Raw genomic sequence first — 25,412 nt, 5'->3', positions numbered from 1 at the left:
TTGACCTAATTTCAGCCTCTTTTGGCTATAATCGATCATTATTTAATCGCAGGAATGACCCTTTATGATCGATGTAAAACTTCTCCAGAAAAATTTTGACGAAACCGCAACAGCGCTGATGCGCAAAAAAGTATCATCTGAAATAATTGCTGAACTCAAATCCGCTAACGAAACCCTCAAAAGTGCCAAACTCGCTTACGAAACGCTGCAAGCCAAACAAAACGAATTGAGCCGCCTTTTCGGTCAACACAAAAAAGAGGGAAAAAGCACCGACGAGTTGAAAATCGAAGTCGATGCGAACAAAGTAACCCTTAACGATCTTCTCGATACGCAACGCTCCGCCGAAGAAGCTCTCGATGCGATCATCATGCGTGTTCCGAATATCCCCGATGCGGATGTTCCCGACGGTGAAGACGAAAACGACAATATCGAGATCGCTAAAGTCCTTACCCCTCCAACATTCACGTTTACCCCAAAAGAGCACTGGGAACTCGCCGAAGCTAACGGCTGGATCGATTTTGAGAAGGGTGTCAAACTCGCCAAAAGCCGTTTCAGCGTTGTTGGGGGGATGGGTGCCCGTTTAGAGCGTGCCCTTATCAACTTTATGCTCGATTTCAACCGCGAGCGCGGATTTGAAGAGTACAGCGTTCCGATGCTCGTGAATCGCCGTGCGTTGGAGGGGACGGGTCAGCTTCCGAAATTCGAAGATGATTTGTTCAAAGTCGAGGATGAAGAGTTGTATTTGATCCCGACGGCGGAAGTACCTCTCACCAACCTCTACCAAGACGAAATCCTAAACGGTGCCGAATTGCCGATCAAAATGACGGGATACACCTCATGTTTCCGTAAAGAAGCGGGAAGCGGCGGACGTGACGTGCGCGGGATGATCCGTCAGCATCAGTTTCACAAAGTCGAACTGGTCTCCATCACCCGTGCGGATCAAAGTGACGCCGTATTTGAAGAGATGGTGGCGTGTGCCTCCGATCTGCTTGCCGCGCTCGGACTTCCACACCGCCTCGTCACCCTCTGTACCGGTGATTTAGGTTTTGGTGCGGCGCGTACTGTCGATTTGGAAGTGTGGCTTCCGGGACAAAATACCTACCGTGAAATCAGCTCGGTATCCAACACGCGTGATTTCCAAGCCCGCCGTGCGAAGATCCGCTACAAAGAAGAGGGAAAAAATATCCTCGCCCATACCCTCAACGGTTCAAGTTTAGCGGTCGGACGGACGATGATAGCTATCATGGAAAATTTCCAACAAGAAGACGGCAGTATCATCATCCCTGCTGTACTCCAAAAATATCTCTAACCGAAATAAAGAGAGGCTATGGCTGAAGAGCAAGAAGAGATAATCATCATCGAAGAATCGGATGCTGCCGGCGTCGAAAAAACGTCTGATGCGTCTGAAACACCTTCGGATGAAAAACCAAGTTTTTTAAAAAATAAAAAGCTTATCATTATTGCCGCAGGTGCTCTAGTTCTCCTCCTCTCAATCGGGGGGGGATTGGTTTTTGTCTTCTCCGGACATTCGGAGGATACCAATGCCTCTCTCGAAAAGCCTATTGCCGGACATATTCCGGAAGAAGAACCTCTTATGGAGCCCAGTGAACTTGAAAATATGATTGAACGGGCTAACTATCTCTACGCCAACGGCAATCAAAATGAAGCACTCAAACTGTATGAAAAAATCGCCCTTTATTCCGAAGCTATCTCCCAATACAATCTCGGTGTTGTCCAACTCAAAGAGGGGGAATTTGAAGGGGCTCTGGAAAATTTCAAACGCTCGATTGAGAACGGTGAAAACCGATGTGTCAGTGCGATCAATGCCGCAGTATGTTGTCTCTATCTAAAACAAGAATCTGATTTCAATACCTACATCAATATGGCACAAACGTATCTCCCGCAAGAGAGCAATTCGCCGATGTATTCGTATTATTATTCTCTTATCAACTATTACAAAGGCAATTACCTCGAAGCACTGAGTTCTCTAAAACATCCGACGACCGATGAATATATCGGGACACAAAACAAATTACGCGCTAAGATCAATGCTCTTTTTGGAAGTTTTGAAGATGCGATCAATTCCGTAAGAAATTCATTTGAAGAAGATGACTCTTTTTCTTTAGGGCTTATGTATGCCAATATCGGTGATTTAGCCTCGGCTCAAAAATATTTGAGTGATGCGATTATTCAAAGTAATAAACCGATTCAAGAACAGCTTGCTTTGTCCTTTGTTTATCTAAAATCCGGTCAACATGAAAGTGCCGGGAACTTGATCAGACAAACTACCGATACCTACCCTAAAGAGGTTTATACCCCTTATCCCCTCCATGTATTCCTAAAATCATCTCTCTTTAATCCCGACGATATTCAGCACTTTTATCGCGATCGCACACAGAGTAATCGCGCTAAAATCTATCAAAATCTCTTTTATTTTGCCCCTTATAAAATATACAATGCAGATCAAACCATCAACTATATCCGTAAAGGGAATGCCAATATTTATATCGATGACATTAGCAGTGCCAAAGAGTACCTCCAAAAAAGCAGCCGTGCTTCGAGCGTCGATTACGGCATTGCCCTTGCAATCCAAAAAGCGCTCAGTTCTCGTCTTCGTGACTCCAATGAACAACTTCAAGAACTCTTAAAACGTAATCCTCAGCACTCGATTTTACACTACAATTTGGCTTTAACCTATGCACAGCTTGGTAATAATGCAAAAGCGTATGAGCACTTTCTACGTTCTTATCATCTCGATGCGAACAATTATATGTCCGGTCTTTTTGCAATTATGAGTGCAGAAATGATCGGAAAAAGCAATCCAAAGCTCATTGCTATCCTGAAAGACAATCTGGCACAAGAACCGGAAAAGGAAGAGTTTACACTCTATCGTACCATGCTCGAAATTACCCAGAATAATTTCCAAGGAGCCGGTAAATGGCTAGAGAACACCTATAAAGAACGCCCTCTTTATCTTGCGCTTCAAATCGCAATCGCACCCGAAGTCGGAAGAGACGATATTGCCCGTAAGGATGCCAAACGGCTAGCTATTCTCCAACCGAATGATATTCTCCCTCACCTCATGGTAATCGATACCCATTTTAAAGAACAAAAACCAAAAGCATTCGCATCATCGGCAATGAACTATCTAAAAAAGCAGTCATTTCGTTATGATGATCTCTATTTCGGCCCGCAAATAACCCGTGACAAAGCTGTTCTTATGGCCGCCATGACCGGTCAACTAACTCCTCTTATTCAACGCCTTGAAGATAAACTTCAAACCACGACCGATCATACGGTTGATATTATAGAAGCCCTTGCTCAAGCCTATTTCTACAATCAAGATTTTGAAAAATCTTACACCCTGTACAATCAGTTAATCGATACCCATAAAATCCGCGATGAACATATTTTCTTTATGGGTGCATGTGCTTCTATCGGAGCAGAACATTATGAAAATGCGATCACCCTTCTGGAACTCGCTAAAATGAAAAATCCTGCCTATTTAGAGAGCCGCTATGCCCTCTCAATTTTATACATGCAAATCCGAAACAACCCCGGAGCAATCGTCCATCTCAGTAAAATGGGAAATACGGGATTTGTCTCTCGCTATTTTGATTTTGGGATTGATACCGAAAAACTCGCAAATGAGCCCCTTAAATATCACCCTCTGTAAATAAGACGTCTTAGCAGATAAAAAGAGGCGCGCAGCGGGCCATACATCAAATACCCTGCCGCTAATATTGCCAGAGCCTCAATCGGATAGATAAATACCCCCAAAGCGACAACAATCAAACCTACAAGAAAGCGCATGAAATGAAATGTTTTAAAATTCATTTTTTTAAAGCTGGGATAGCGGATATTACTCACCATCAAGATCGATAAAACAACAGCTAACGGCAGAGTAAAAACCTTCAATCCAACAAAAGCAGGGTATTGTTCTAATAATATAACAGCAATAGAAATCATAATGGCAGCTGTCGGGATCGGAAGACCGATAAAAACACTCGGTTCAATTCGTGAGGTTGTGACATTAAATCGGGCAAGACGCACCGCACCGAAAATAATAAACAAAGCACTCACAACAATACCTGTCCGTCCATACGTTTCACCCACATACAGATATAAGAGCAGTGCAGGGGCAACCCCAAATGCGACAATATCCGCCAACGAATCAAACTCGACACCGAAATGGCTTGCCGTATTCGTCATTCTCGCTACACGTCCGTCTAGACCGTCAAAAATCAACGCTAAAAAGATAAACCAAGCGGCAGAAACAAAAGAGCCTTCAAGCCCCAATGCAATCGCATAAAATCCGGTAAAAATAGAAGCAGCGGTAAAAAGATTGGGGAGAAGATAGGCGATGGGCGGAGGAGCTTGGCGCATCGGATTACGCGGCGTTTAGATATCCGATAACACTCTCACCGGCTCGAACAGAAGTACCGGCATTCACCGAGATACGGGTATTTTCAGGAAGATAAATAACGCTGCGCCCTTTGGCTAAAAAACCATAACGAGCACCCTCTTTGAATTTTTGGCTTTTTTCCAACTCAATCCCGATAGGGAAACAGCTTTGCTCACTAAGATGCTCAATATAGATTTCGTCCCCTTTTGTGGATCGAAATGAGATGACCGCTTTTTCATTCAGCGTATCGGAAAGGGGATTATAAAGCGGTAAAGAAGCACCGTGACGAATCTTAAAACCTTCCACCACACCATCAAACGGAGCACGAAGCATCGAGACGTCCCACAACGAATTCATAATAGTTACTTTTGTCATCTTATGCTCATCAACCATTGTCTCTTCGATCGATAGCACAATACCATCAACGCTGCTGATAACACTGTCTTGTTCTGTTTCAGACGTATTACGCTCAGGATTACGAAAAATCACCAAGACTGCAAGCAGTAAGCCCCCGGTAATAAATTGGAACAAGTGTAAAGCAGTCATCGTAAAGAATAAAAAAAGAGCGCCAATTACGCCGGTAAGTAGCCAACCTCGGCTTGAGAGGATAAAGGTATCGGTTTGAACGCTCATCTAGTACTCCTTATTCGTCAATAACAATTTTTTTACTCGAAGGTATCTCTTTACGCGGTTCGAGTTTCGTTTCGACATTATGCTCGATTTCAAAAGTTTCAATTATTGCACGAACCTGATCACCGCTAATATTCTCTTTTGCATACAAAAGTTCCACGATTTTCTCGATGGCATCATGATACTCTTCCAAGCGATTTTTGACCGCAATGTAACGCTCAGCCAATGTTGTTTTGATGAAGTTATCCATCTCTTCAGCCATTTTATCACTGTATTCTTTGGCCTGAGTCATTCCGCCGCCCAAGAAAGTACTGCGTTGACGTTCTAATACCATCAATCCTGCAACATCGCTCATACCGTACATCTGTACCATTGCTTTGAGAATGTCCGTAGCACGCTCCAAATCGTTTGCAGCACCCGTAGAGATTTCACCGATAAAGACCTCTTCTGCCGCACGCCCTCCGAGCAATACGTCGATTTCAGCGATTAGTTCATGACGCTGCATGAGATATTTGTTCTCTTCCGGAGTATTGAGCGTATAGCCCAATGCCGCCAAACCACGAGGGACGATCGAAACTTTAGAAACCTTTTTGGCTCCTCTCGTCGTCTCAGCCAGCAACGCATGTCCGCTTTCATGATAAGCAACGATACGTTTCTCTTTTTCATCAATACGGCGGCTCTTTTTCGACAGTCCTGCAATCGCACGTTCTACCGCTTCGCGCATATCGGCTTGACGTACCGTTTTTTGGCTTTTACGTCCGGCCAACAATGCCGCTTCATTGATGATATTGGCTAAATCAGCTCCGGCAAGACCTGCGGTTAACCGGGCAATCTCTTCGAGATCGACATCGGCGTCTTGCTTAACCCCTTTGGCATGTACTTTCAAGATGTCAATACGACCTTGGAAATCGGGTTTATCGACCAAAACCTGTCGGTCAAATCGACCCGGACGCAGCAATGCAGGGTCGAGAATCTCAGGACGGTTCGTAGCCGCTAAAATAATGATCGGTGTATCGGTTCCAAAACCGTCCATCTCGGCAAGAAGTTGATTGAGGGTTTGTTCACGCTCATCATTCCCCCCCATCATTCCTCCGGCCGCACGGCTTTTACCGATGGCATCAATCTCATCGATAAAAATAATAGAGGGCGCATCTTTTTTGGCCTGTTCAAACAAATCACGAACACGCGCCGCACCGACACCCACAAACATTTCGATAAAGCTTGATCCCGATACAGAGAAAAACGGTACTTCCGCTTCTCCCGCTACCGCTTTGGCCAATAATGTTTTACCCGTACCCGGACTACCGACGAGCAATACCCCTTTAGGGATTTTAGCTCCGAGTTCAACGTAGCGATCCGGTGACTTCAAGAAATCAACGATTTCCAACACCTCTTCTTTTGCTTCTTGAGCGCCCGCAACATCATCAAATTTGGTTTTAGGCTTTTCAGAATTAATCAATTTTTTGGAATTACCCATACCCAAAATGCCGCCACCCATGCTCTTTTGCATTCGTCCCGCAAAAAACATCCAAATAGCAATGATGATTAAAAAGGGGAATAACCATCCGAACATCTCGGTAAACCAATTACTCTCCGAAAATCCGACATAGTTGATCCGTTTTTCATCAAGAAGCGGAATAAGCGTCGTATCCGGCCCGACAATACGGGTCGTATAGGCGACTTTTCCTTCTCCGTCACTGCCGATAGCTCGGATATAGGTTTGTCCGATCGATACTTTCTCAACTTGTTTGTCTTGGATAAGACGTTTGAGATCAGCATAACTTATCTCTTGAGTACGGGTAACGTTTTGACCGTTAATTTTCCCGGCCAATTCATTTTCATCCCCAATAACCGCTTTAAAAAGGATAATAACCGCAATTGAAAAAATAGCAAAAGTGATTAAAGGATTTTTGTTAAAAAAATTACCGTTTTTATCGGGATTCGGATTCGATTCGTTTTGAGCCATATTATTCATTTCCTTTTTGGGTTACGACAAGCGTTACCCATTCGTTTTCCACAAGACGCTCTGTCAAGTCAAAGCTTTTGTATGCACGTAAAACTTTATCTTCATATTTGTCCATTATCCCTGAGAGAATTAAAACTCCCCCTTCGCGTAACCGTTTTTTAAGATCACTCGCAATAAAAACAAGGACATCTGCAACGATATTAGCGATAATAACATCATATTTTTCATCACTCTCTTGGACTGGACCTTCCCACAAACGGCGGTAAGCAATAGAGTTTTGTTCGGCATTGACGATGGCATTTTCAACGGATAAAGGATCGGTATCACACGCATCGACAACGGCACCTTTTTTAATCGCCGCAATCGCTAAAATCCCGCTGCCGCATCCGACATCCATAACAATATCGCCTTCTTTGACGTATTTAGCAACTCCTCGCAGGCACGAAGCGGTAGTCGGGTGATGACCGGTTCCAAATGCCAAAGCCGGATCGATTGCGATGTTCAACATCCCCTCACGAGGCTCTTCCCATGTTGGATGGATATAAAACGGTTCTATTTCGATCGGAGTAATCCCTTGCTGATATTGCGCGATCCAATCATCGTTTTTCTCTTTGCTGAGTTCCATTTCGACATCAATAACTTCCCCTAATGCCCGCTGGAGGGCTTCTGCGAACTGCCCGATTCCCCACATAACCGTTTCAAGGTCTTCTTCGCTACGGATGATAAATCCCTCATCAATCTCTTCAAAACCAACCGGAAGAACGTCAACTAAAAAATCGCTAAAAAGTTCTATATGCGATGATGGCTTCACCACCAACATGTAATAGTGATCTTGCATTAACCCTCAGTACCAAGAACAGCTGCAAGTTTCTCTTTCAAAACTTGAGGAGTGAACGGTTTAACAATATAGTTGTTAACCCCTGCTTTAAGGGCAGTAATAACTTCTGCTTTCCCCCCTTCTGTGGTAACCATAATGATCGGAAGGTCTGCGAAACGTGAATCAGCACGTACTTTCTTAACCAATTCCAATCCATTCATCTCTGGCATATTCCAGTCGGTAATCAACATTCCTATATCAGCGTTAGCATCAAGAACACCCCATCCCTGAAGTCCGTCTTCACCTTCCAAAACATCTTCATAACCAAGTCGTGAAAGTGTATTTTTGATGATACGGCGCATTGTCGAACTATCATCTACAACCAATAATTTCAAAGTACGTCCTTTTGTCAATTCTTACTAAACAGAATAAATATCCCAATGATAACCTATCCATCTTTGCGGTAAGTTTAAAGAAATTTTTTGAGGTCTATTCTCCCCTCATAAAAGGCCTTTCCAATAATCACGCCCGCAACTTCACCGCTTTGAAGCAACGCTTCAATATCACTGCCGTCTTTAACCCCGCCGCTGGCAATCGTCGGTATTCCTGAAGCTCTCGCTATCTCAAGAGTAAATTCAACGTTCACCCCGCTCAGGGTCCCGTCCCGTCCGACATCGGTGCAAATAATCGCTTCCACACCCGCATCCGCAAAAGCACGGGCTAAATCGGTCGCTTTCATGGTGCTCACTTCACCCCATCCTTCAACCGCTACATACCCATCGATCGCATCGATCCCGACAACGATAGGATATTTAGCCGCCATTGATTTAACGAATTCGGGATCACGCAACGCGATAGAGCCTAAAATAAGACGATCGATCCCCAACTCCAAATAACGTTGTATGGTTGCCTCATCACGAATACCGCCGCCGAGCTGAAGTTTCACATTACAATTTTCGCGAATGGCACGAATTTGATCCAAATTTTTCGGTTCTCCCGCAAACGCGCCGTTTAGATCGACCAGATGAACCCATGTGGCACCCATCTCTTCAAATGTTTTCACCAATTCCCATGGTGTGTCGGAGTAGATTTTTGCACTCTCCATAAGCCCTTTGGTCAGACGTACCGCTTTGCCGTCTTTGAGATCGATCGCTGGAAAAATAGTCATAAAATGAAATCCTTTAGAGGTTAATAAAGTTTTTAAGAATACTCAAGCCGTTTTGATGGCTTTTTTCAGGGTGAGGCTGTATCCCCATCACATTATCATGAGCAACCGCACTGGTGAAACGGTATCCGTAAACCGATTCCCCGATACTATCCGCTTCATTCGAACATAGTGCATGATAGGAGTGGACGAAATAGAGATAATGTGCTTCATCCAACCCTTGAAAAAGAGGATGTTCTTGAGTAAACATCCGATTCCATCCCATGTGGGGAACTTTCAGCGGTGTAGGAAAACGGCTGGTATCAAAGGCAACGACACGACCCTCTATCAGCCCTAGCCCCTCAGAGATACCAAACTCTTCGCTTGATTCAAACAATAACTGCATCCCCAGACAAATACCCAATAAATATTTACCGCTTTGTGCATATTCGCTCACGGCCTGATCCATCCCGCGATCTTTGAGATGTTCCATAGCATCCCCAAAGGCTCCGACACCCGGGAGAATAATCCGATCGTAATTTTTGAGTTTGTGTGGATCGGATTCAACGACCACTTCTTCTCCGAGAAGATTGAATGCATTTTTAACACTCGCTAAATTTCCCATGTTGTAGTCAACAATGGCTATCATAAACGCTCCTTTTCGTGGGTAAAGCGGATATAAATCGCTAAACTGATGATAAGAATAGCTACCCCTCCAATAATATAAATTGCATTAATGAGCATCTCCGGTGCAGTCATCGCAAATTTAAAAACCAGCATCAATGCCTCAATGGAGAGGGCGATGATGATCGAACCCAAGAACCGCACCATCGTTTTATGAATGTCGGATGCAGGATCTTTTTTGCTTCTCCCCAGAACCTCTTCTTCAAAAAGAGTTTTGACCAAATCAAATATTGCTAACGAAAGGGTCAAGAGAATAGTCGCTTCAAAAATATCTTTTATTTCGATTCTCTCATAGTGACCCAAACCATACGCTAAAAATCCTTCAATCCCTTTGACAAAAAGAAGCAATGCGACAAACGCCAATGCAATAGAAAAAATAGCGTAAACAATTTTAAAAAAACGCCCCGCAGCCGTTTCAGAAGCAAGCGGATGGGCGATACGAAGCACTTCCGAAAGAGGAAGATCGATACAGGCGACATAAACAATTTCACCATTCTCATCAAAAATCGGTTCAGACGCGGTAACCGTGAGTTCATCGTTTAAAAGGGATGGATAAGGATCGGTAATCGTACATCGGCGCTCATGCATCGCACGATAATAATAGGCACGGGTTGAGCGATTTTCTCCAATATCTTCCTCTGTTTTCCCATTTTTGAGATAGGTAGGAGAAACTTGATTCCCTTTGGCATCTAGCAAATAGGCTGCTTCAAGCCCTTTTAAATCACCTCGGATTTTAAGTAAACGTGCCGTTAATGTCTCAACCGAAACAGAGGGGAGATGATTGGGAAGATTTTTGTGAAACAGATAACAAAAATAGGCTCGCGCTTTCGGGCGGATTTCTGCATATTGCTGAATATCTTGTATGACCATACTCTAATCTCCTCTTAAAAATCGTGCCTCATTTGAAGCAACTTTAGTGCTAAAGTCTCATGCGTAGCTAAAGGGGGCTTTGTTCCATTTAGTGTATAAAATAGAGTATATTGTAGCTTAGTTGCGCTATAGTTACGCTTATGAATTCACCTCAAATCCGTATCGCTATTGTTCGACTTAGCGCGCTTGGCGATATTGTCAACACTGCAGTAGTCTTACAAATCATCCATAAACATTATCCCGATGCGCTTATCGATTGGTACATCGAAGAGGCATTTGCACCCATTTTAAACAACCATCCCCTTCTCCATGAAGTGATCAGTGTTCCCATAAAACGGATCAAAAAAACAAAAAGTTTTTTACTCCTTAGAGAGACCATCCGCAACCTTCGATCACGTCAAACCTATGATCATATCATCGATGCGCAGGGACTCCTAAAATCGGCCATTGTGACCTCTTTTATCCAAGGGAGGGTACACGGCTTCGATCGCAACAGTGTACGAGAAAAATTTGCCACAAGTTTTTACGATACAACCTCTGCAATCGCTTATGAGATGAATGTTATCAAACGCAATGTACTCGTCATTACGGAAGCACTCAAGATTACTTACGATGAAAACGACATTTTGGATAAAAAGCCCCTTTTCGTCCTCCAGAGTAAACCTGAGTGCCTAAAGGGTGAAAAAAACATTGCCTGCGTTATCGGTGCTTCCTGGCCGAGTAAATGTTATCCCAAAGAGCATTTTTTAACCCTCTGTGAGAACTTACCCTATCCATGTCATCTGATTTGGGGGAGTGAAGCAGAATACCATGATGCCCAATGGATCGCTGCGAATTCCACGAATGCGTTTATAGCTCCAAAAATGTCACTACGGGAGCTGGTTAGCTTCATCGGACATTGCGATCTCACGATCGGAAACGATACGGGTCCGACCCATATGGCTTGGGGGATGAACAAAGCTTCCATTACCCTCTTCGGCCCTACGAATGAACGGATGATTTTCCCGACCGCACTCAATATCGGAATCAAATCCCCCTCATCAGTCAATATTTTAAAGATTAACCGCAACGATTTTTCGATCCGAGAGATTGACCCCTCAATCATACTTCAAAAAGCCAAGGAACTGTTGTAATGCTCCTATATCGTCTCTTTCTACTCTTGGACAGTTTTTTGATGGCATTACCAAGGTCATGGCGAAAAGGGGTATTTACCTCTTTGTCCGCGCTCGCCCATCGACTCGCACCAAAACGCAATCAAGTTATTCAACAAAATCTTGCCTTTGCCTTTAACAACAACCTGAGCGATACGGAAAAAGGGGAAATTGAGCGATATTGCTATCGAAATCTTGCTCTAAATCTGCTCCAAACCATGGAGAATCGCCGAAACAGTGCCGAAGATATCGCTTCCGTTGTTACGTTCAAAAATCGCGAAAAAGTGGATGCTGTTTTAGCGCAAGGGAGAGGGATTATTTTTGTCTCTGCCCATTTTGGAAATTGGGAGCTCGGCGGTGCCGCACTCTCCTCACTTATCACCCCCGTTGCTTCGATTTACAAAGGGTTCAGCCGTCGTGAGTTCGATCCCTATTTGTTTGAAGCACGTTCCCACCATCGGATGGAATTGGCAGAAAAAAACGGTGCGCTCAAACATATGGCCAAAACCCTCAAAAAGAACGGTTCCGTTTTACTGATGATCGATCAGGCCAGTAACGCGAAATACGGGGTGAAAGGTGATTTCTTCGGTCATAGCGCTTATCACTCTTCCACAGCAGCCCATTTAGCCAGTAAATTTCAAGTCCCCATCGTCGGGGTTTATATCATCAGTGAGGATGAAAAGCATTACACCGTTTCATTTGAAGACCCGATCGACGTTGAGGGGATTAATGAAGAGGCGATTTTAAAAGCGACAATCCAACAAGTCAATGCAATGGAGCGGGTGATTAAAGAGCACCCGAAACTTTGGTTCTGGTGCCATAAACGGTGGAAAGGTGAATATAAAGAAATTTATGAAGGATAGGATTCTTTTAGAACACTGTACAGCTCAGAAGGTGACATATTGGGATTCGTTTCCCACGCACTTTTCATCACCGCATTATCCTCTAAGCCATTCCAGATTTTGATATAGCTCCCCTCTTTGTACCCATGATCCTGACGGAATTGGTTGAGGATATTTTTTCCGACATATAGACGGTACAACTCATCGAGATTCAACGCACCCATCACCGAAAGACGGAAAAAATCATCGACCATTTTTTCCAAATCTCCATTGATCGCCGGTTCCAGTGAGCGTCGCATAATGGTCTCGATTTTCAACATCAACGCTTCATCCGATGCAAAAGCAGGTGCACTTTGTGTACAAAGCATTTCATACCCTTTGGTTTCAGCCATCCAAGTTACCATTTGCTCATGCGTTTCATTTTCACGGTAAATACCGTCTTCGAGCACCAAACTCATCACAAAATGCCACACATCGACAATCTCGATTTGAAGGTTTGCATAATCAGTCGGCTGAGCAATACTTTTCCAATGTTTCCAGCCGAACGAATCGATCATCTCAGCGCTCTCCATATAAATACAACGACGCCAATTAATCCGTTTTCCCTCTTTAGTCGTCCCGCGTTCCCATCCGATTCCGTTGGTGGCATCATTTAGCTGTTGTTGAAGCTGTAACATTGAAAGCAGTTTATTCATCGTTATCCTTTTTAATCTGTGCAATTATACGCTAATATTCCACCTATGCAAAAGATTAACTGTCATCGATGTATCTACTATTTTGTCACATGGGAAGCCCATCAACCGCACGGGTGCAAAGCGTATGGCTTTAAAGCAAAGATGATCCCCTCAATGGTCGTTCAAAACTCCAGCGGAGCGCCGTGCAGTTATTTTACCCCTAAAACTCCCGTTTCCAAGTAACCTTTTTTCCGAAGCCCAAGGTGTTATCGGTCATTTTGACCTCATCGAGGCGTATAACCCATAAGGTCGGGTTCATAATCCGCGCATACGGGAACGCTTCGAAATAAAGTTCATGCGCTTTTTTTTCCGCTTTATCCATTACCCCGACAAACTGTATCCCCTGTATTTTCCCTACCGTTTTGGTCTCCAGTGCTACCGTTCCGGCGACATGGAGATTTTGAGCCACATTTTTCATATGCTCACTCGTCTCATCCGAGGCGACGATAAACGATACACTTAGCGGATCATACGCATAAAACATCGAACAGCACCATAGCCGATCCCCCATACTCGCCAAGGACAGGAGGTGATGCTTGTGGATAAAACGCTCGATTTTTTTAATCATTCAAAGCCTTATCCAACTGATCCAACGCATCCATGAGTACCGAAGAAGAGACGGCGAAATTGAGCCGCATAAACCCTGACCCCTCTTTACCAAAGCTGAGTCCCGGGCTAAGCCCAAGTCCCGCTTTTTGGACAAAAAACTCCCGTAGCTCTCGATCACTCAACCCTAAAGCTCTGCAATCGAGCCATGCCAAATAGGTTGCTTCTGGAATTCGACATTGAATCACAGGGTGTTCTGCCACCCACGTCTCAATGAGTTGAGCATTCGCGTTTAGATGTGCTAAAAGTTTTTTATGCCACCCGCCACCCTCGGTGTAAGCGGTTTCAAACGCTACATGAGAGAGCGCCGCACCATCACCGAAGTGGACACGATGCGCCTCTTTTTCATAGAGTGCGCGTAGTTCATCCGAAGCGATACAAACGGTAGAAATCGAAAATCCTGCCATATTAAAGGTTTTCCCCGGTCCTATCAGTGTCACCGTATTGTTTAACAATTCCAAAGATAATGATGCGATCGGGATATGCGCATGAGGGGCAAAAACAATATCAGAGTGAATCTCATCGCTGATAATCACAATACCGTGTTCCAAACACAATTCTCCCAACGCTAAAAGCTCATCACGGCTCCATACCCGCCCGATCGGATTATGGGGAGAGCAGAGCAATAGCAGTTTAGTTTTCGGTGTAATTTGCGTTCTAAGGCGCTCGATATTAAAACGGTAGATTCCTGTATTGTCTTGTTTCAACGGATGAAGAAGCAAAGAGCGGTTATTATCCCTCACCATGCCATAAAACGGAGGATAGACGGGGTCCATAACGATCACCTCATCGCCCTCTTCACTGAATGCACGGATCGCACACCCGATCGAGGCGACGACCGAGGGGGAGTAGCTCAGCCATTCACGTTGTATCGTAAAGCCGTGATGCTCCCGCACCCACTCAATCTGCGCTTCGTAGGCGCTATCGCTCATGATCTCATACCCGAGTATCGGATGAAGAAGTCTCTTTTGAACCGCGTGGATAACACACTCAGGGGTAGCGATGTCCATATCGGCGACCCAAAGGGGCTGAACCTCTTGGGTATGAAAAAGCTTTTGGCGAAGGGTATATTTTTCGGCATTTGAGTCACTGCGGTCAATAAAGCGAAACTCATCCATACCGTTTTACCCATCGCGCATACATCTGATCGATGTTGGCGTATTTATCGCTCTCGTTTGCACCCTCACCGACCACGTATCGAAATCCGGCATGTTGGATAAAATGGCGGCGAAATGCGTAACGAGACTCTAGGAGTATCTCATTACCGGTCGATATCCATGATCCCCCTTTGATAAGGTTGTGTCTTCCATCAAACGTCGGTTCTGAAAAATCATCGTACCACGGATGGGTCACAAACCCCTCGTAAGCATCCATCTGCGTTTGAGTCCATTGCCACACATTTCCCGCGACATCATAGAGCTCACCGTGGGCGAACGTATCTACAGGGACAGAAGAGGCAAAATGGGCAAGATTGATGTTGGCACGCTCATCATCAAATATCTCTTCATCTATACCACCCGCTTCTACCATCACCCTCCACTCTGCCTCCGTTGGGAGACGATAGGCCATCCCCTCTTGAGCACTTTTCCAGCGGCAAAACGCTTCCGCTTCGAGGGCATTTACCTCTACCGGCCAATTATAGGGCATATCGATCTCGTGAGTGAGTGAGCGGTATTTATAAGTGCCCTCCTCTTGCGGAATCCAAAACGGAGGACACGTCGCTTTACGGATTTGGAGATAGCGAAGCCCCTCTTCATCCCACCATCGACTCACTTTGTATCCATTTGCCATCACAAAATCCATAAACTCGCCGTTACTGACCAGATAGCGGGAGGCTTGAAACGCTTCTACGCTCACCTGCGTATGTCCGTATTCATTATCCCACCCGTAAAGCCCCTGATCCGCTGAGCCTTTCCCCATTGACACTTTTGATGCGGAAAAAGAGACCAGAGCATTTTCAGGAGTATCCCCCTGAACGGGACACAGCAGAAAATCTTCGTGAGGAAGGATAAATTCCAACGCCATTTGACGATGCAGAACACTAGAAGTTTCAATGTGGATACGCTCGTGCTCGATCCCCATCCATATTGCCCATAATGGATCTTCTTTCATTATTGGAAGCTTCATCGGTAACGTCATAATCATCTCATCCACAAGAAGGCGAACTTTTTGCCGATACCCCCTCACCTCATCGACACTCGGCCATTTGAGTGAATCACTACTGGCATCCCACGTCATTTCATCGACACCGACAGCAAACAGCTCTTCGAAATGGGGATTAATCCGCTCTTTTAACGCACCCGATGCCACCAGTTTATTAATATAAAAAATCGCCGTATGTCCAAAATAAAAAATCATCGGATGACGTGTCGGTTCGGATTGAAGATAATAAACATCATCGCTTTTCAACAGTTCAAACAATGACTCAAAAAGATTGAAACTTTGATGGAAATACACTTGAAGCTCGGAGCGTTTTAGGGTTGTATCCACTCCGTCCAATCGTACCGATTTCATTTGTCTTTGCAGCACCACACTATCCTTCGTCCCATTTTTGAGGTATTTTATCCTATTTATTGCCTTATGCAAATCATTAGAATAGTACTCAATTACTGCTTCAAATCAAAGCGCTTTAAATTATCACGCTGTGAAATTCATCCGTGAATTTAAAATTATTTTTTCCCGATTTTTTTGCTTCGTACATCGCCTTATCCGCTTGTTTGATTATTTCATCTGCATTTATTGTATTTATGGGAAAAATACTTATGCCGATACTCACTCCGATCCTTGCTATCGATCCTCCGATTGAAAATTCTTTACTCAATGCTTGGATGATATTTGCCGCTATTTTTTCTATATTTTTTATATCCTGAGCACCGCACAGTAATATGACAAATTCATCACCGCCCAATCTCGCTACCGTATCGCTTTGTCTAATGCAATTGGTAAGTCTCAAAGCGACATTTTTCAGCAATATATCTCCAACTTCATGCCCGTAGGTATCATTGACACATTTGAAGCCGTCAAGGTCTAAAAACATAACAGCGACAATCGTATCTTTTAGTTTTGCCTTATTGATAACCTGTTCCAAAAGTTCCATCAACATCATTCTGTTCGGCAATCCCGTCAATGCATCCCTATACGCTTCCTCTTCCAGATTATCGACAGGAGCTGCGATGTCGTCACTCATTTTTAACGAAACACTCACACCAAGGATCAATAATATAAGGGCCGTAAGGGCAATACTGTTTCTGATGGCTTCCAAAGGTTTAAACGCTTCAGTTTGATCGATTTTGGCCACTATCCCCCAACCGGTTGTCGGAACATATTTCCATGCGGCAAGAACTTCTACCCCCCGATAATCAATCGATAGTCCATTTCCATTGTGCCCCGTTGCGCCCAAAATAGCAGGTCTCCCTATATAACCGTCTATACGTGCACTTCTTTTCATTCCGGCATTCTGATCATGCCTTAACGGATTCAAAAAAATGACTTTATCTTTCGACTTCTTACCCAACAGCGTTTCGCCGCTCTCTCCCAATCCTGAATAATCTTGTATTTGATTAAAAAAAGCATCTGCCGTAAATTCACCGACGACTACCCCGATCACTTTATTTTCATAGTCAAAAATAGGGACAGACGCATTAAACAGATACCTTTTGTCTTTACCTAATGACACATCCGATAGGTAAATATCGGAAAAGTACATTGTTCGCTTACCTTCTTCAAATGCGATTTTATTATAGGCGGCATCGTTATCACTGACTCGCTTTTGTGAGCTTGCAATAATATTTCCGTCCAATCCTATGATATAGATTTTATTAATTTCATCATCAAACATATATTGACTCAGTTGTTGTTCAAATAATTTTTTCGCTCCCGCCAAATCAGACGATTTATTTAGAATTAAATTTTTAGTATAGGGTGAAGCATGAATGATATGGAGATCATTTGTGATGTCATTATAAAAATGTTCAATCTGTAGCGATTTCAGCTGGGAGATTGCTTCCAAATGCGATAGCTGCGAAGAGATAATTTGTTGCTTTATATTGTAATAACTGTACAGAGAAATAAGTGCCATCGGAATTAAAGCTACAACCAATAATGTCCAAAACAGCTTTACTTTTATGAGTTTGGCATACATATTGATCGCTCTCCATCTTACCTTTAATGAAGCATTATATACGATAAAAATGTCAAAACTATTATAAAATCACTTCATAGCACAAAAAATGCAGTAAATTGCTCTCATCCCTTAGCCGGAAATGAATAGCTCCCCTCCAACACTTCCGCTTCAAATGAGGCAGATTCTTGCATGAGTTGATATTGTCGGGGATGCAGCGGTTTGATTTTTTCCAAAACATTGAGATAGCGTTGCATCACATAGCACGTTTCACGGCACTGATCCAGCAAATGTTCGCTTTGTCCGACAAAGGTCACAACCACATCGGAAGATTGAAGAATTGATGACGAGACACGCGGCGTCACTTCGATACAATCATAATTGACTTCACGCTCTTTGAGGCGATTCAATTCGTCCAACGTGACACTGAAAATCATCCCGTCCACTGACCCCCCAGGCTGCTTGCGTACATTTAAAAACAATGCCTTGAGCGGTCGTTGAAGCGTATCCGAAAAGATATCGATCACAATATTCCATCCACGCGTGTATCCTTGCAAAGTCGCATCAAAAAGGGGGTATGTTTCTTCTGTACGTTGCAGTGTTTTATGGATACTCTCCTCGAGCATCAAAGAACCGTACCCAAACACATAAATCTTACCCGCTACACTGTCCGTTTTTTTAGCCGATTTGACCTCTTTTGCCATCAATTCAAACCGTTTATAGATGGTAAAATCACCGCTCAAAGCACGTACGGTATAAATAAAATCGGCAAATCGCTCCCAGTTTGAAACGATCAGAAAGTCAAAATTTCGGTAAAAAATATGTTTATCGACCATCCCTTTCTCAAATGCGACGGCAAGTTCCTGAAATAGATTCAAATAGGTACGTATCTGTACCGACATCGCAATATCTTCTAAAGCTTTTGATTTTAACAATGTCGAAAGACTGGATGGATTTGGATTTTCACTAATCCACTGTTCGATAGCGATTCGAAGCTCCATAAAATCTTTATGATTAAACCGTTCGATATAAGCAAACGCCCGATTTCGGATAAAATGGGCGTATGTCTGGCGAGCAACGAATGCCGCCCCTATCAATGATACGACAACCCCTAATGTATCTGTATCCATTCAAACCCTTTGACTCAATATACGTAAAAATCAGAGGTAGTATAATCAGAGAATACTGAAAATGTGCAGTAGAATTGGGTCATTCCAGCCGTTTAATTTCAACTAAAACGCTTCAGCGGTATACTCACCGACATGAAAACCGTATCATCAATGCTCTTATCATCGTATCCGACGATCACCGCCTGTTTTACCACGCGCCATGGCGGTAGCTCTACTATCCCCTACACCAGTGCGAATCTCGCATTTCATGTCGGGGACAACCCCGATCATGTTGTAGCCAATCACGATGCTCTAGCCCAGACACTCAATTACAATCGTCATGCTCTCGTCCACATGCGTCAAATTCACTCAGATCGGATCATCATCGTCCATGAGGAGTTAACCTTTGATACACCGCCCGAATGCGATGCTCTGATCACCAACCGCCTCAATACACCTCTTATGGTTATGAGTGCCGATTGTACTCCCATACTGATCTACGACCCTATCCGTCATGTTGCTGCGGCAGTCCATGCAGGTCGGGCGGGAGCATTCAATGAAATCTTGCCCAAAACGATTCAAACGATGAAAGAACAATTTGGCTGTGATTGTGAAAATCTGCGGGTAGTGTTAGGTCCATCCATCCACGGATGCTGCTATGAAATCAACCAAAAGATTGCAAAAGAGACGGAAGAACAAGGGTATCTTAGTGCGCTGAAAAGAATCGAAGAGAGAGTATTTTTAGAGGTGAATACGATTCTTTTGAAACAATTAGAGGTATTGGGGATCATAAGCGAACACATTGAAGTGAGTAATCACTGCACCTCATGCTCTCATGAAGAGTATTTTTCCTATCGTGCTGATTTACAGCAGACGGGACGTATCGCCGGGGTGATTATTCTCCGATAACGCGTAGGGCTAATTGTTCAGGGAGCAATCCCAAAGACTCTTCGACGAGCTTGGTATTACCGTGCTTGATAAATTCATCATCGTATTCGAAACTCACCACCCCTACATCGGTAATTTTCGCTTCCGACAACCATTCCAGCAATGCACTTCCTACCCCGCCCATACGGGATGAATCACTAAAAACATACCATTGCTTATGCTTTTGTGCCATTTGGCGTAACATCTCAGAATCCAGAGGTTTTACAAAGCGTAAATCGAGCAATGAAGGTTTCTCCTCCATAAATGCCATCGTTTGCGCCGCACGTCCGACCCCGTTGCCGTATCCGATAAAGAGCCGATTGGAGTCGTTGGAAATAAGCAATTGAGCTTTTCCTCTCTCATAAGGGATCGATGAGGGGAGATCCGCTTCTGCAAACGCACCCCTTGGGTAACGAATGGCACATGGATGTGCATACGTCGACGCAAAATCGACAATCTGATGAAAAGAGAGTTCATCACGTGGAGCACAAAGGGTCATGTTGGGGATCAGCCGTAAAAAACTGATATCGTACGCCCCTTGATGGGTTTCACCGTCTTCTCCGACGATTCCGGCACGATCGAGGGCAAAGACCACCGGTAAATCCATCAAACATACATCGTGGATCACTTGGTCAAATCCTCGTTGCAAGAAAGTGGAGTAAATCGTACAAAACGGTTTAAACCCCTCTTTTGCCAATGCCCCCATCGACGTAACGGCATGCTGTTCTGCGATTGCCACATCCCAAAAACGTTCCGGGTATTTTTCCATTAATGCGCTTAAGCCTGTTCCGCTTGGCATCGCAGCCGTAACCCCTACAATTTTTTCATTCTTGTCGGCTTGATTCATCAGGGCATCCGCGTAAATTTGCGTGGCACTTATAAGGGAACTTTTACTATTTGCCGTTCCGCTTTTGAGATCAAACGGTGAGACCCCATGCCATTTTTCGTGTTTCCCCTCAGCGATCTCATACCCTTTGCCTTTAATCGTCTGAATATGGACTAAAACCGGCTTACCCATCCCTTTAGCAATCTCAAACGTCTCGATCAGCGATTTTAGATCATGTCCGTCAATGGGTCCAATGTACTCAATACCCATCTCTTCGAACATAATCCCCGGAGTAATCAGTTTAAACGACTCCTCAAACCGTTTGGCAAGATAATGGGCCCCTTCACCGAAGTTATCAACAAACTGCTCCGTTTTACGTTTAAACCGTTGATAAAAGGGGCTTGCCATTGCGGAACTCAGCATACGGCTAATCGCGCCGATCGGTTTGGCGATGCTCATCTCATTGTCATTGAGAATAATCACCATCGGATATTTGCGATCCCCCAGCTCATTCATCGCCTCATATGCCATCCCCGCTGACATCGCCCCATCCCCGATCACCACAACGGGGATACGGCTCTCCTGCTCATTTTTAAGGGCTATCGCTTTTGCCGCACCGACGCCGAGGGAAATAGAGGTGGAACTGTGCCCTGCCACAAAATAATCGCTTTTCGACTCTGAGGGCTTTGTGTAACCACTTAATCCGTTAAACTGACGCAGTGTTGCAAATTCTTCCCATCGATCGGTTAGAAGTTTATGGGCATAAGACTGATGAGAAACATCAAAAATAAAAGGGTCTTTGGTAGCGTTAAATACTTTGTGCATCGCAACAATAATTTCTGTCGCTCCCAAAGTAGAACTCAAATGCCCTCCGTTGGTACTCACTACCTCTAAAATACGGTCTCGTATTTTTTGAGAAAGATCTTCCAATTGAGGCAAAGTAAAATTTTTGATATCCATTATAATGCACTGTCCTAAAAAATTATTATTGTACGAATACTATAGTATAAAAGTGAATGTTTGCGAAAATGCTTTACGATTCAAGTAAAAGTGAACGTTTAAGCCGCTCATAGCGCTTTTTAATTTCTGAATCGATATTTCCCGCATCACTGATGGCAACAACACCGCCGGGGCTGATAGCACGATCGGACAATACTTCTACATGCGTTAGGGAACCTACTTTTTCAGAGATAAATCCATGATCGGCAGGATTCACTCGAAGGGTAATTTTAGAGGCATCTTTAAGCTCTTCGATCAAATCATTCGAGAGTTTAGCCGCTATTTTGGAACTATGTTCTCCGGTCTCAATGCCAATGACCTCTTTGGCAATATCCAAAGCCGTATGGGTAAGCTCTTTTTGAATCGACTCTAGTGCAACGACAAAGTCAGCCGCTGCTTTTTCAAGGGTTTTAACCGACTGCGAAAGTTGTTCATGCGATTGTGCACTCTGGCCCGAATTTTTAGCCTGTTCTTGTGCGACACCTGCCTCTACCCCTTCCTCAAATCCAACTCTCTTAGCCTCTTCAAGTGCAGCTAGATGCTCTTCTTGCATTGATTCGATCCGCATTTGCATCTTAATCACATTGGAACTCATCTCGTCTGCTTTTTTAAGCAATGATTCAATCAACTCATCTTTGGACGATGTACCGCTCTCCCTGCGACGTTCAACAACAGGCTCTTCTTGAAGGGTATGATGCATTTCATGCGTCGCATCACCGACACTCATCCCCGAAAGAGAAGAAAGAATTTTAAACTGGTACTTGCTAATGGCGTGGGCACCGTGTGAATTGTTTTGAATGACCACATCCATAGTAATTATTCCACCATCTCTTCAGATTCACCGAGTTGCAAGACACCTTGTTCCGCCAAGGCTTGTACCACATCGACAATTTTGCGCTGAGCAGATTCAACCTCTTTCATTTTAACCGCACCTAAAAATTGGAGTTCTTCGATAAAAGCGTCTTTGGCACGTTGGGACATATTGGCAAAAAATTTCTCTTTGAGCTCTTCGGCCGCATTTTTCAGAGCCAGCATCAGATCATTTTTATCGGATGATTTGAGAATCTCGCGAATACTGGCACCGTCAAGATCGACAATATCTTCAAAGGTAAACATCATCTCTTTGATCGATGAAGCCAGCTCTTGATCCAACTGCTCGATTTGTGACAAGGTCGCTTTGGAGACTTTCGCACCCAAACGGTTGAATACGTCGGCAACAGAACGCGGTCCGCCCACTTCGACTTTGTAAGAAGCGAGCGCTTCAAGTTTGGATTCGAGTACGGCACTGACGCGCTTGATGATAGAGGGAGAAATATCCCCCAGTTTTGCCATACGCATTGCCACTTCAGCGCGCAGTTCATCGGGGAAGATATAGAGTGTTTCAGCCGCAGCGGAAGGGTCCATATGGGCTAAGATCAATGCAACCGTCTGCGGATGTTCCGTTATAATAAAATCGGCCAGTTGCTGAGGCTTGATTTTGGCCAAATAAGAAAAATTCTGAGTATTTTGCATCGTTTTATTGAGACGTTCCAATACTTTTTTCGCTTCATCCGGCCCCAGCGCTTTGTACAAAATCTCCCGGGCATATTCAAGACCGCCCGTATTTAGGTATTGATTGGATTGGACAATCGCGTAAAACTCTTCTAAAACTGCCGCACCGAGATTTTTCTCAATGGAGCGGTTGTTGGCAATGTATTTGGATATTTCCGTAATCGCTTCTACATTCATTCGTGAAAAAATAGTCGCTGTAACATCTTCCCCAAGCTGCACCAAAAGAATGGCAATCTTTTGGGTCATGCTCATTTCTTCGAAATTGGATTGCTGGGAAGGTGATAAGTTCATACCTCTCTCCTATCGCTTGCTTGCATCGTTCGGAGTGCTCTCTTCATCAATCAAGGTCTGGATTAACGAAGCAATCTCTTCAGGGTGTTCTTCCGCTATCTCGCGCACTTTTTCAAGCAATACATCATATTTAAGCTCGTCTTCGTTGAAATTATCCCCAAGCCCAAGCTGATTTTCCACTTTTTTACGCATCTGTTGTACTTTTTCCACCAAATCTTCATCTTCATCATCGGCAATTTCAAGATTCGGTTTTTCAAATGCCTCTTCTTCACGGCTGAATTCGAGCATCCGCTCGGCAAAAGGGATAATGATTTTTTTGTAGGCAATAAAGAGAATAAGCGCGACAAAAAGATATTTAAACAACGGAGCAAACGGAGCAAGATAAGTATCTACGAACGCCGTAGTTTTGGATGCGGCATCTTTAGGTTCCATTCCCGCTTTTGTGGTTTGAAACTCAAAATTACGGATACTGACCTGATCTCCGCGCTGTTCATCCACTCCGATAGATTGTTTAACCAATGCATCAATTGCCTGCAATTGTGTTTCATCCAAAGCGATGTATTCTACTTCATCCGTCGCTTCGCCTGCCGCATCTTTTTTCGGTTCATATTTACCATCCACAACGACTGCTGCTGTCATACGTTTAATACGGGCAAACTCCATTTTGGTCGTTGAAACCGTTTTGGAAATTTCGTAATTTGTGGTTCCGGTGGTTTTCTCGTATTTCTCTCCGCTTCCGCCGCTTGCAAGTCCCTCAACCGGCCCTACGTTACTGACAGCGCCCGGAACACCTCCGGGAGCCGCTGCGGGAGCACCCCCTTCACGTTTTTCTTCCGAGGACTGTTCACTTCGAACAACACTTTCAGGATCAAACTTTTCAGACGTAGAGCTTTGCTCAGAGAAATCGTACTCAATCGTTACTTTGGCAACGATTCGATCTTTACCGCCGATAAATGGGGCGAGTACATTAACAATTTTCTCTTCTTGCTTTTTCTCTTCTTTGCTTTTGTATTGCTGCTGCATGGATGAGAGCTCACCCATCGCCGCCGCCGCATCATCATCTCCAAGGGCCTCGCCCTCTGAATCAATCAATGTCACATTTTCTGGAGTCAATTTCGGCACAGCTGCTGCAACCAGCTTTTTGATCCCGCGTATTTGTTTAGGGGAAAGTTTTCCACCCTCAGAGAGCTGAACCATAACGGAAGCAGACGGGGGTACCGCTTCGGAGACAAAAAGGGTTTCTTTAGGAAGAGCAAGAGAAACACTTGATTTTTCGACCGGTCCAAGTGAGTCAATTGATCGGGCAAGTTCCCCTTCTAACGCTCGACGAAACTTAATCTCTTGGTCAAAATTGGTCGAACCGAATTCTTGTTTGTCAAAAAGTTCAAATCCGACATGCCCCTCTTTCGGTATCCCCATAGAAGCGATTGTAATACGCTCTTTATAGACGACATCTTTCGGAACTTCAATAACATTATCACGGGGAATACGGTAGGGAATTTTGTCTTTTTCGAGCTGTTCCACCACTTTTGCGGCATCTTCGCTGCTTAGTTGATCAAAAAGAACTTGATAACTTTTGTCACCGCCGGCAGTCCCATCAGAGGTATAAACAACCAAAAATACTAAAAATGCGACAATTCCAGCAACTGCTGCACCGATAATAGTTTTTTGTGCCTGAGTGAGCTTTCCGAAAAAAACGACAAGTTGCGAAAAAAGGGCCTTAAAATCCATTGTTACCTA

The 25,412-nt window shown here is 44.1% G+C and carries 24 protein-coding genes; 6 read left to right on the top strand and 18 right to left on the bottom strand.

Annotation, left to right across the window (positions count from 1 at the left end; all coding sequences use genetic code 11):
* Nucleotides 1-64 precede the first annotated feature (64 nt).
* Both serS and A3G19_RS07895 read left to right on the top strand, forming a co-directional pair.
* Complete coding sequence (gene serS / locus A3G19_RS07900; protein ID WP_294871830.1) at nt 65-1,309, top strand: serine--tRNA ligase; 1,245 nt, start codon at nt 65-67, stop codon at nt 1,307-1,309.
* 18 nt (nt 1,310-1,327) lie between these two features.
* On the top strand, nt 1,328-3,676 hold the full coding sequence (locus A3G19_RS07895) for a tetratricopeptide repeat protein (RefSeq protein WP_294871826.1): 2,349 nt from the start codon (nt 1,328-1,330) through the stop codon (nt 3,674-3,676).
* Here the strand turns inward: A3G19_RS07895 and pssA are convergent.
* From pssA to A3G19_RS07855, 8 genes are all read right to left on the bottom strand, one after another.
* Nucleotides 3,664-4,386, bottom strand: a complete 723-nt coding sequence (pssA, locus tag A3G19_RS07890) for a CDP-diacylglycerol--serine O-phosphatidyltransferase (protein WP_294871823.1) — start codon at nt 4,384-4,386, stop codon at nt 3,664-3,666. The two genes, A3G19_RS07895 and pssA, sit on opposite strands and share 13 nt — an antisense overlap.
* A 4-nt stretch (nt 4,387-4,390) precedes the next feature.
* Nucleotides 4,391-5,038: a phosphatidylserine decarboxylase gene (locus tag A3G19_RS07885; protein WP_294871820.1), complete on the bottom strand. Its 648-nt coding sequence runs from the start codon at nt 5,036-5,038 to the stop codon at nt 4,391-4,393.
* A 10-nt stretch (nt 5,039-5,048) separates the two neighbouring features.
* Nucleotides 5,049-7,001, bottom strand: a complete 1,953-nt coding sequence (ftsH, locus tag A3G19_RS07880) for an ATP-dependent zinc metalloprotease FtsH (RefSeq protein WP_294871817.1) — start codon at nt 6,999-7,001, stop codon at nt 5,049-5,051.
* A 1-nt stretch (nt 7,002) separates the two neighbouring features.
* Nucleotides 7,003-7,839, bottom strand: a complete 837-nt coding sequence (locus A3G19_RS07875; RefSeq protein ID WP_015654245.1) for a 50S ribosomal protein L11 methyltransferase — start codon at nt 7,837-7,839, stop codon at nt 7,003-7,005.
* Nucleotides 7,839-8,213, bottom strand: a complete 375-nt coding sequence (locus tag A3G19_RS07870; protein WP_015654246.1) for a chemotaxis response regulator CheY — start codon at nt 8,211-8,213, stop codon at nt 7,839-7,841. The genes A3G19_RS07875 and A3G19_RS07870 overlap by 1 nt, the downstream gene beginning before the upstream one ends.
* A 74-nt stretch (nt 8,214-8,287) precedes the next feature.
* The gene (hisA, locus tag A3G19_RS07865; RefSeq protein ID WP_294871814.1) at nt 8,288-8,986 is read right to left on the bottom strand and encodes a 1-(5-phosphoribosyl)-5-[(5-phosphoribosylamino)methylideneamino]imidazole-4-carboxamide isomerase; all 699 of its coding nucleotides are present in this window, start codon (nt 8,984-8,986) and stop codon (nt 8,288-8,290) included.
* Nucleotides 8,987-8,999: 13 nt separating this feature from the next.
* Nucleotides 9,000-9,611 (bottom strand): imidazole glycerol phosphate synthase subunit HisH, encoded by a 612-nt coding sequence (gene hisH, locus A3G19_RS07860; protein ID WP_294871812.1) that lies wholly within the window; start codon nt 9,609-9,611, stop codon nt 9,000-9,002.
* Nucleotides 9,608-10,516, bottom strand: coding sequence for a PDC sensor domain-containing protein (locus A3G19_RS07855; protein ID WP_015654249.1), 909 nt, complete (start codon nt 10,514-10,516; stop codon nt 9,608-9,610). The genes hisH and A3G19_RS07855 overlap by 4 nt, the downstream gene beginning before the upstream one ends.
* 140 nt (nt 10,517-10,656) lie before the next feature.
* Here A3G19_RS07855 and waaC point away from each other — a divergent pair, with 140 nt between their 5' ends.
* Both waaC and A3G19_RS07845 read left to right on the top strand, forming a co-directional pair.
* Entirely contained in the window at nt 10,657-11,649 is a 993-nt protein-coding gene (gene waaC / locus A3G19_RS07850; protein ID WP_294871809.1) for a lipopolysaccharide heptosyltransferase I, read from the top strand.
* Nucleotides 11,649-12,530, top strand: a complete 882-nt coding sequence (locus A3G19_RS07845) for a lipid A biosynthesis lauroyl acyltransferase (protein WP_294871806.1) — start codon at nt 11,649-11,651, stop codon at nt 12,528-12,530. Before waaC ends, A3G19_RS07845 begins: the two co-directional genes overlap by 1 nt.
* Here A3G19_RS07845 and A3G19_RS07840 read toward each other — a convergent pair.
* Nucleotides 12,518-13,204: a dUTP diphosphatase gene (locus tag A3G19_RS07840; protein WP_294871803.1), complete on the bottom strand. Its 687-nt coding sequence runs from the start codon at nt 13,202-13,204 to the stop codon at nt 12,518-12,520. The genes A3G19_RS07845 and A3G19_RS07840 overlap by 13 nt on opposite strands.
* A 45-nt stretch (nt 13,205-13,249) precedes the next feature.
* Between A3G19_RS07840 and A3G19_RS07835 the strand changes: the two genes are divergently transcribed.
* Nucleotides 13,250-13,426 carry a uracil-DNA glycosylase gene (locus A3G19_RS07835; RefSeq protein ID WP_291750883.1) on the top strand — a complete coding sequence of 59 codons (177 nt, stop codon included), beginning with the start codon at nt 13,250-13,252 and terminating at the stop codon, nt 13,424-13,426.
* On the opposite strand, the gene A3G19_RS07830 is transcribed toward A3G19_RS07835, so the two are convergent.
* From A3G19_RS07830 to A3G19_RS07810, 5 genes are all read right to left on the bottom strand, one after another.
* On the bottom strand, nt 13,404-13,811 hold the full coding sequence (locus A3G19_RS07830; RefSeq protein WP_294871799.1) for a hypothetical protein: 408 nt from the start codon (nt 13,809-13,811) through the stop codon (nt 13,404-13,406). The genes A3G19_RS07835 and A3G19_RS07830 overlap by 23 nt on opposite strands.
* Nucleotides 13,804-14,967 (bottom strand): pyridoxal phosphate-dependent aminotransferase, encoded by a 1,164-nt coding sequence (locus A3G19_RS07825; RefSeq protein WP_294871796.1) that lies wholly within the window; start codon nt 14,965-14,967, stop codon nt 13,804-13,806. Before A3G19_RS07825 ends, A3G19_RS07830 begins: the two co-directional genes overlap by 8 nt.
* Complete coding sequence (gene ovoA, locus A3G19_RS07820; RefSeq protein WP_294871793.1) at nt 14,960-16,378, bottom strand: 5-histidylcysteine sulfoxide synthase; 1,419 nt, start codon at nt 16,376-16,378, stop codon at nt 14,960-14,962. The genes A3G19_RS07825 and ovoA overlap by 8 nt, the downstream gene beginning before the upstream one ends.
* 100 nt (nt 16,379-16,478) lie before the next feature.
* The gene (locus A3G19_RS07815) at nt 16,479-17,990 is read right to left on the bottom strand and encodes a sensor domain-containing diguanylate cyclase (protein ID WP_294871790.1); all 1,512 of its coding nucleotides are present in this window, start codon (nt 17,988-17,990) and stop codon (nt 16,479-16,481) included.
* A 104-nt stretch (nt 17,991-18,094) separates the two neighbouring features.
* A complete protein-coding gene (locus A3G19_RS07810) occupies nt 18,095-19,099 on the bottom strand; it encodes a DUF4760 domain-containing protein (protein WP_294871787.1) in 1,005 nt (334 codons plus the stop codon).
* A 132-nt stretch (nt 19,100-19,231) separates the two neighbouring features.
* Between A3G19_RS07810 and pgeF the strand changes: the two genes are divergently transcribed.
* Nucleotides 19,232-19,987 carry a peptidoglycan editing factor PgeF gene (gene pgeF / locus A3G19_RS07805; RefSeq protein WP_294871784.1) on the top strand — a complete coding sequence of 252 codons (756 nt, stop codon included), beginning with the start codon at nt 19,232-19,234 and terminating at the stop codon, nt 19,985-19,987.
* Here pgeF and dxs read toward each other — a convergent pair.
* From dxs to fliF, 4 genes are all read right to left on the bottom strand, one after another.
* Nucleotides 19,974-21,791, bottom strand: coding sequence for a 1-deoxy-D-xylulose-5-phosphate synthase (gene dxs, locus A3G19_RS07800; protein ID WP_294871781.1), 1,818 nt, complete (start codon nt 21,789-21,791; stop codon nt 19,974-19,976). The two genes, pgeF and dxs, sit on opposite strands and share 14 nt — an antisense overlap.
* 73 nt (nt 21,792-21,864) lie before the next feature.
* Nucleotides 21,865-22,641: a flagellar assembly protein FliH gene (fliH, locus tag A3G19_RS07795; RefSeq protein ID WP_294871778.1), complete on the bottom strand. Its 777-nt coding sequence runs from the start codon at nt 22,639-22,641 to the stop codon at nt 21,865-21,867.
* A 5-nt stretch (nt 22,642-22,646) separates the two neighbouring features.
* Nucleotides 22,647-23,672 (bottom strand): flagellar motor switch protein FliG, encoded by a 1,026-nt coding sequence (fliG, locus tag A3G19_RS07790; RefSeq protein ID WP_294871776.1) that lies wholly within the window; start codon nt 23,670-23,672, stop codon nt 22,647-22,649.
* Nucleotides 23,673-23,681: 9 nt separating this feature from the next.
* Complete coding sequence (gene fliF, locus A3G19_RS07785) at nt 23,682-25,403, bottom strand: flagellar basal-body MS-ring/collar protein FliF (protein ID WP_294871773.1); 1,722 nt, start codon at nt 25,401-25,403, stop codon at nt 23,682-23,684.
* Nucleotides 25,404-25,412: the final 9 nt, after the last annotated feature.

This window comes from Sulfuricurvum sp. RIFCSPLOWO2_12_FULL_43_24 (genome assembly GCF_001829605.1).
Classification (GTDB): Bacteria; Campylobacterota; Campylobacteria; order Campylobacterales; family Sulfurimonadaceae; genus Sulfuricurvum.
This window is presented reverse-complemented; position numbering and strand designations above follow the sequence as displayed.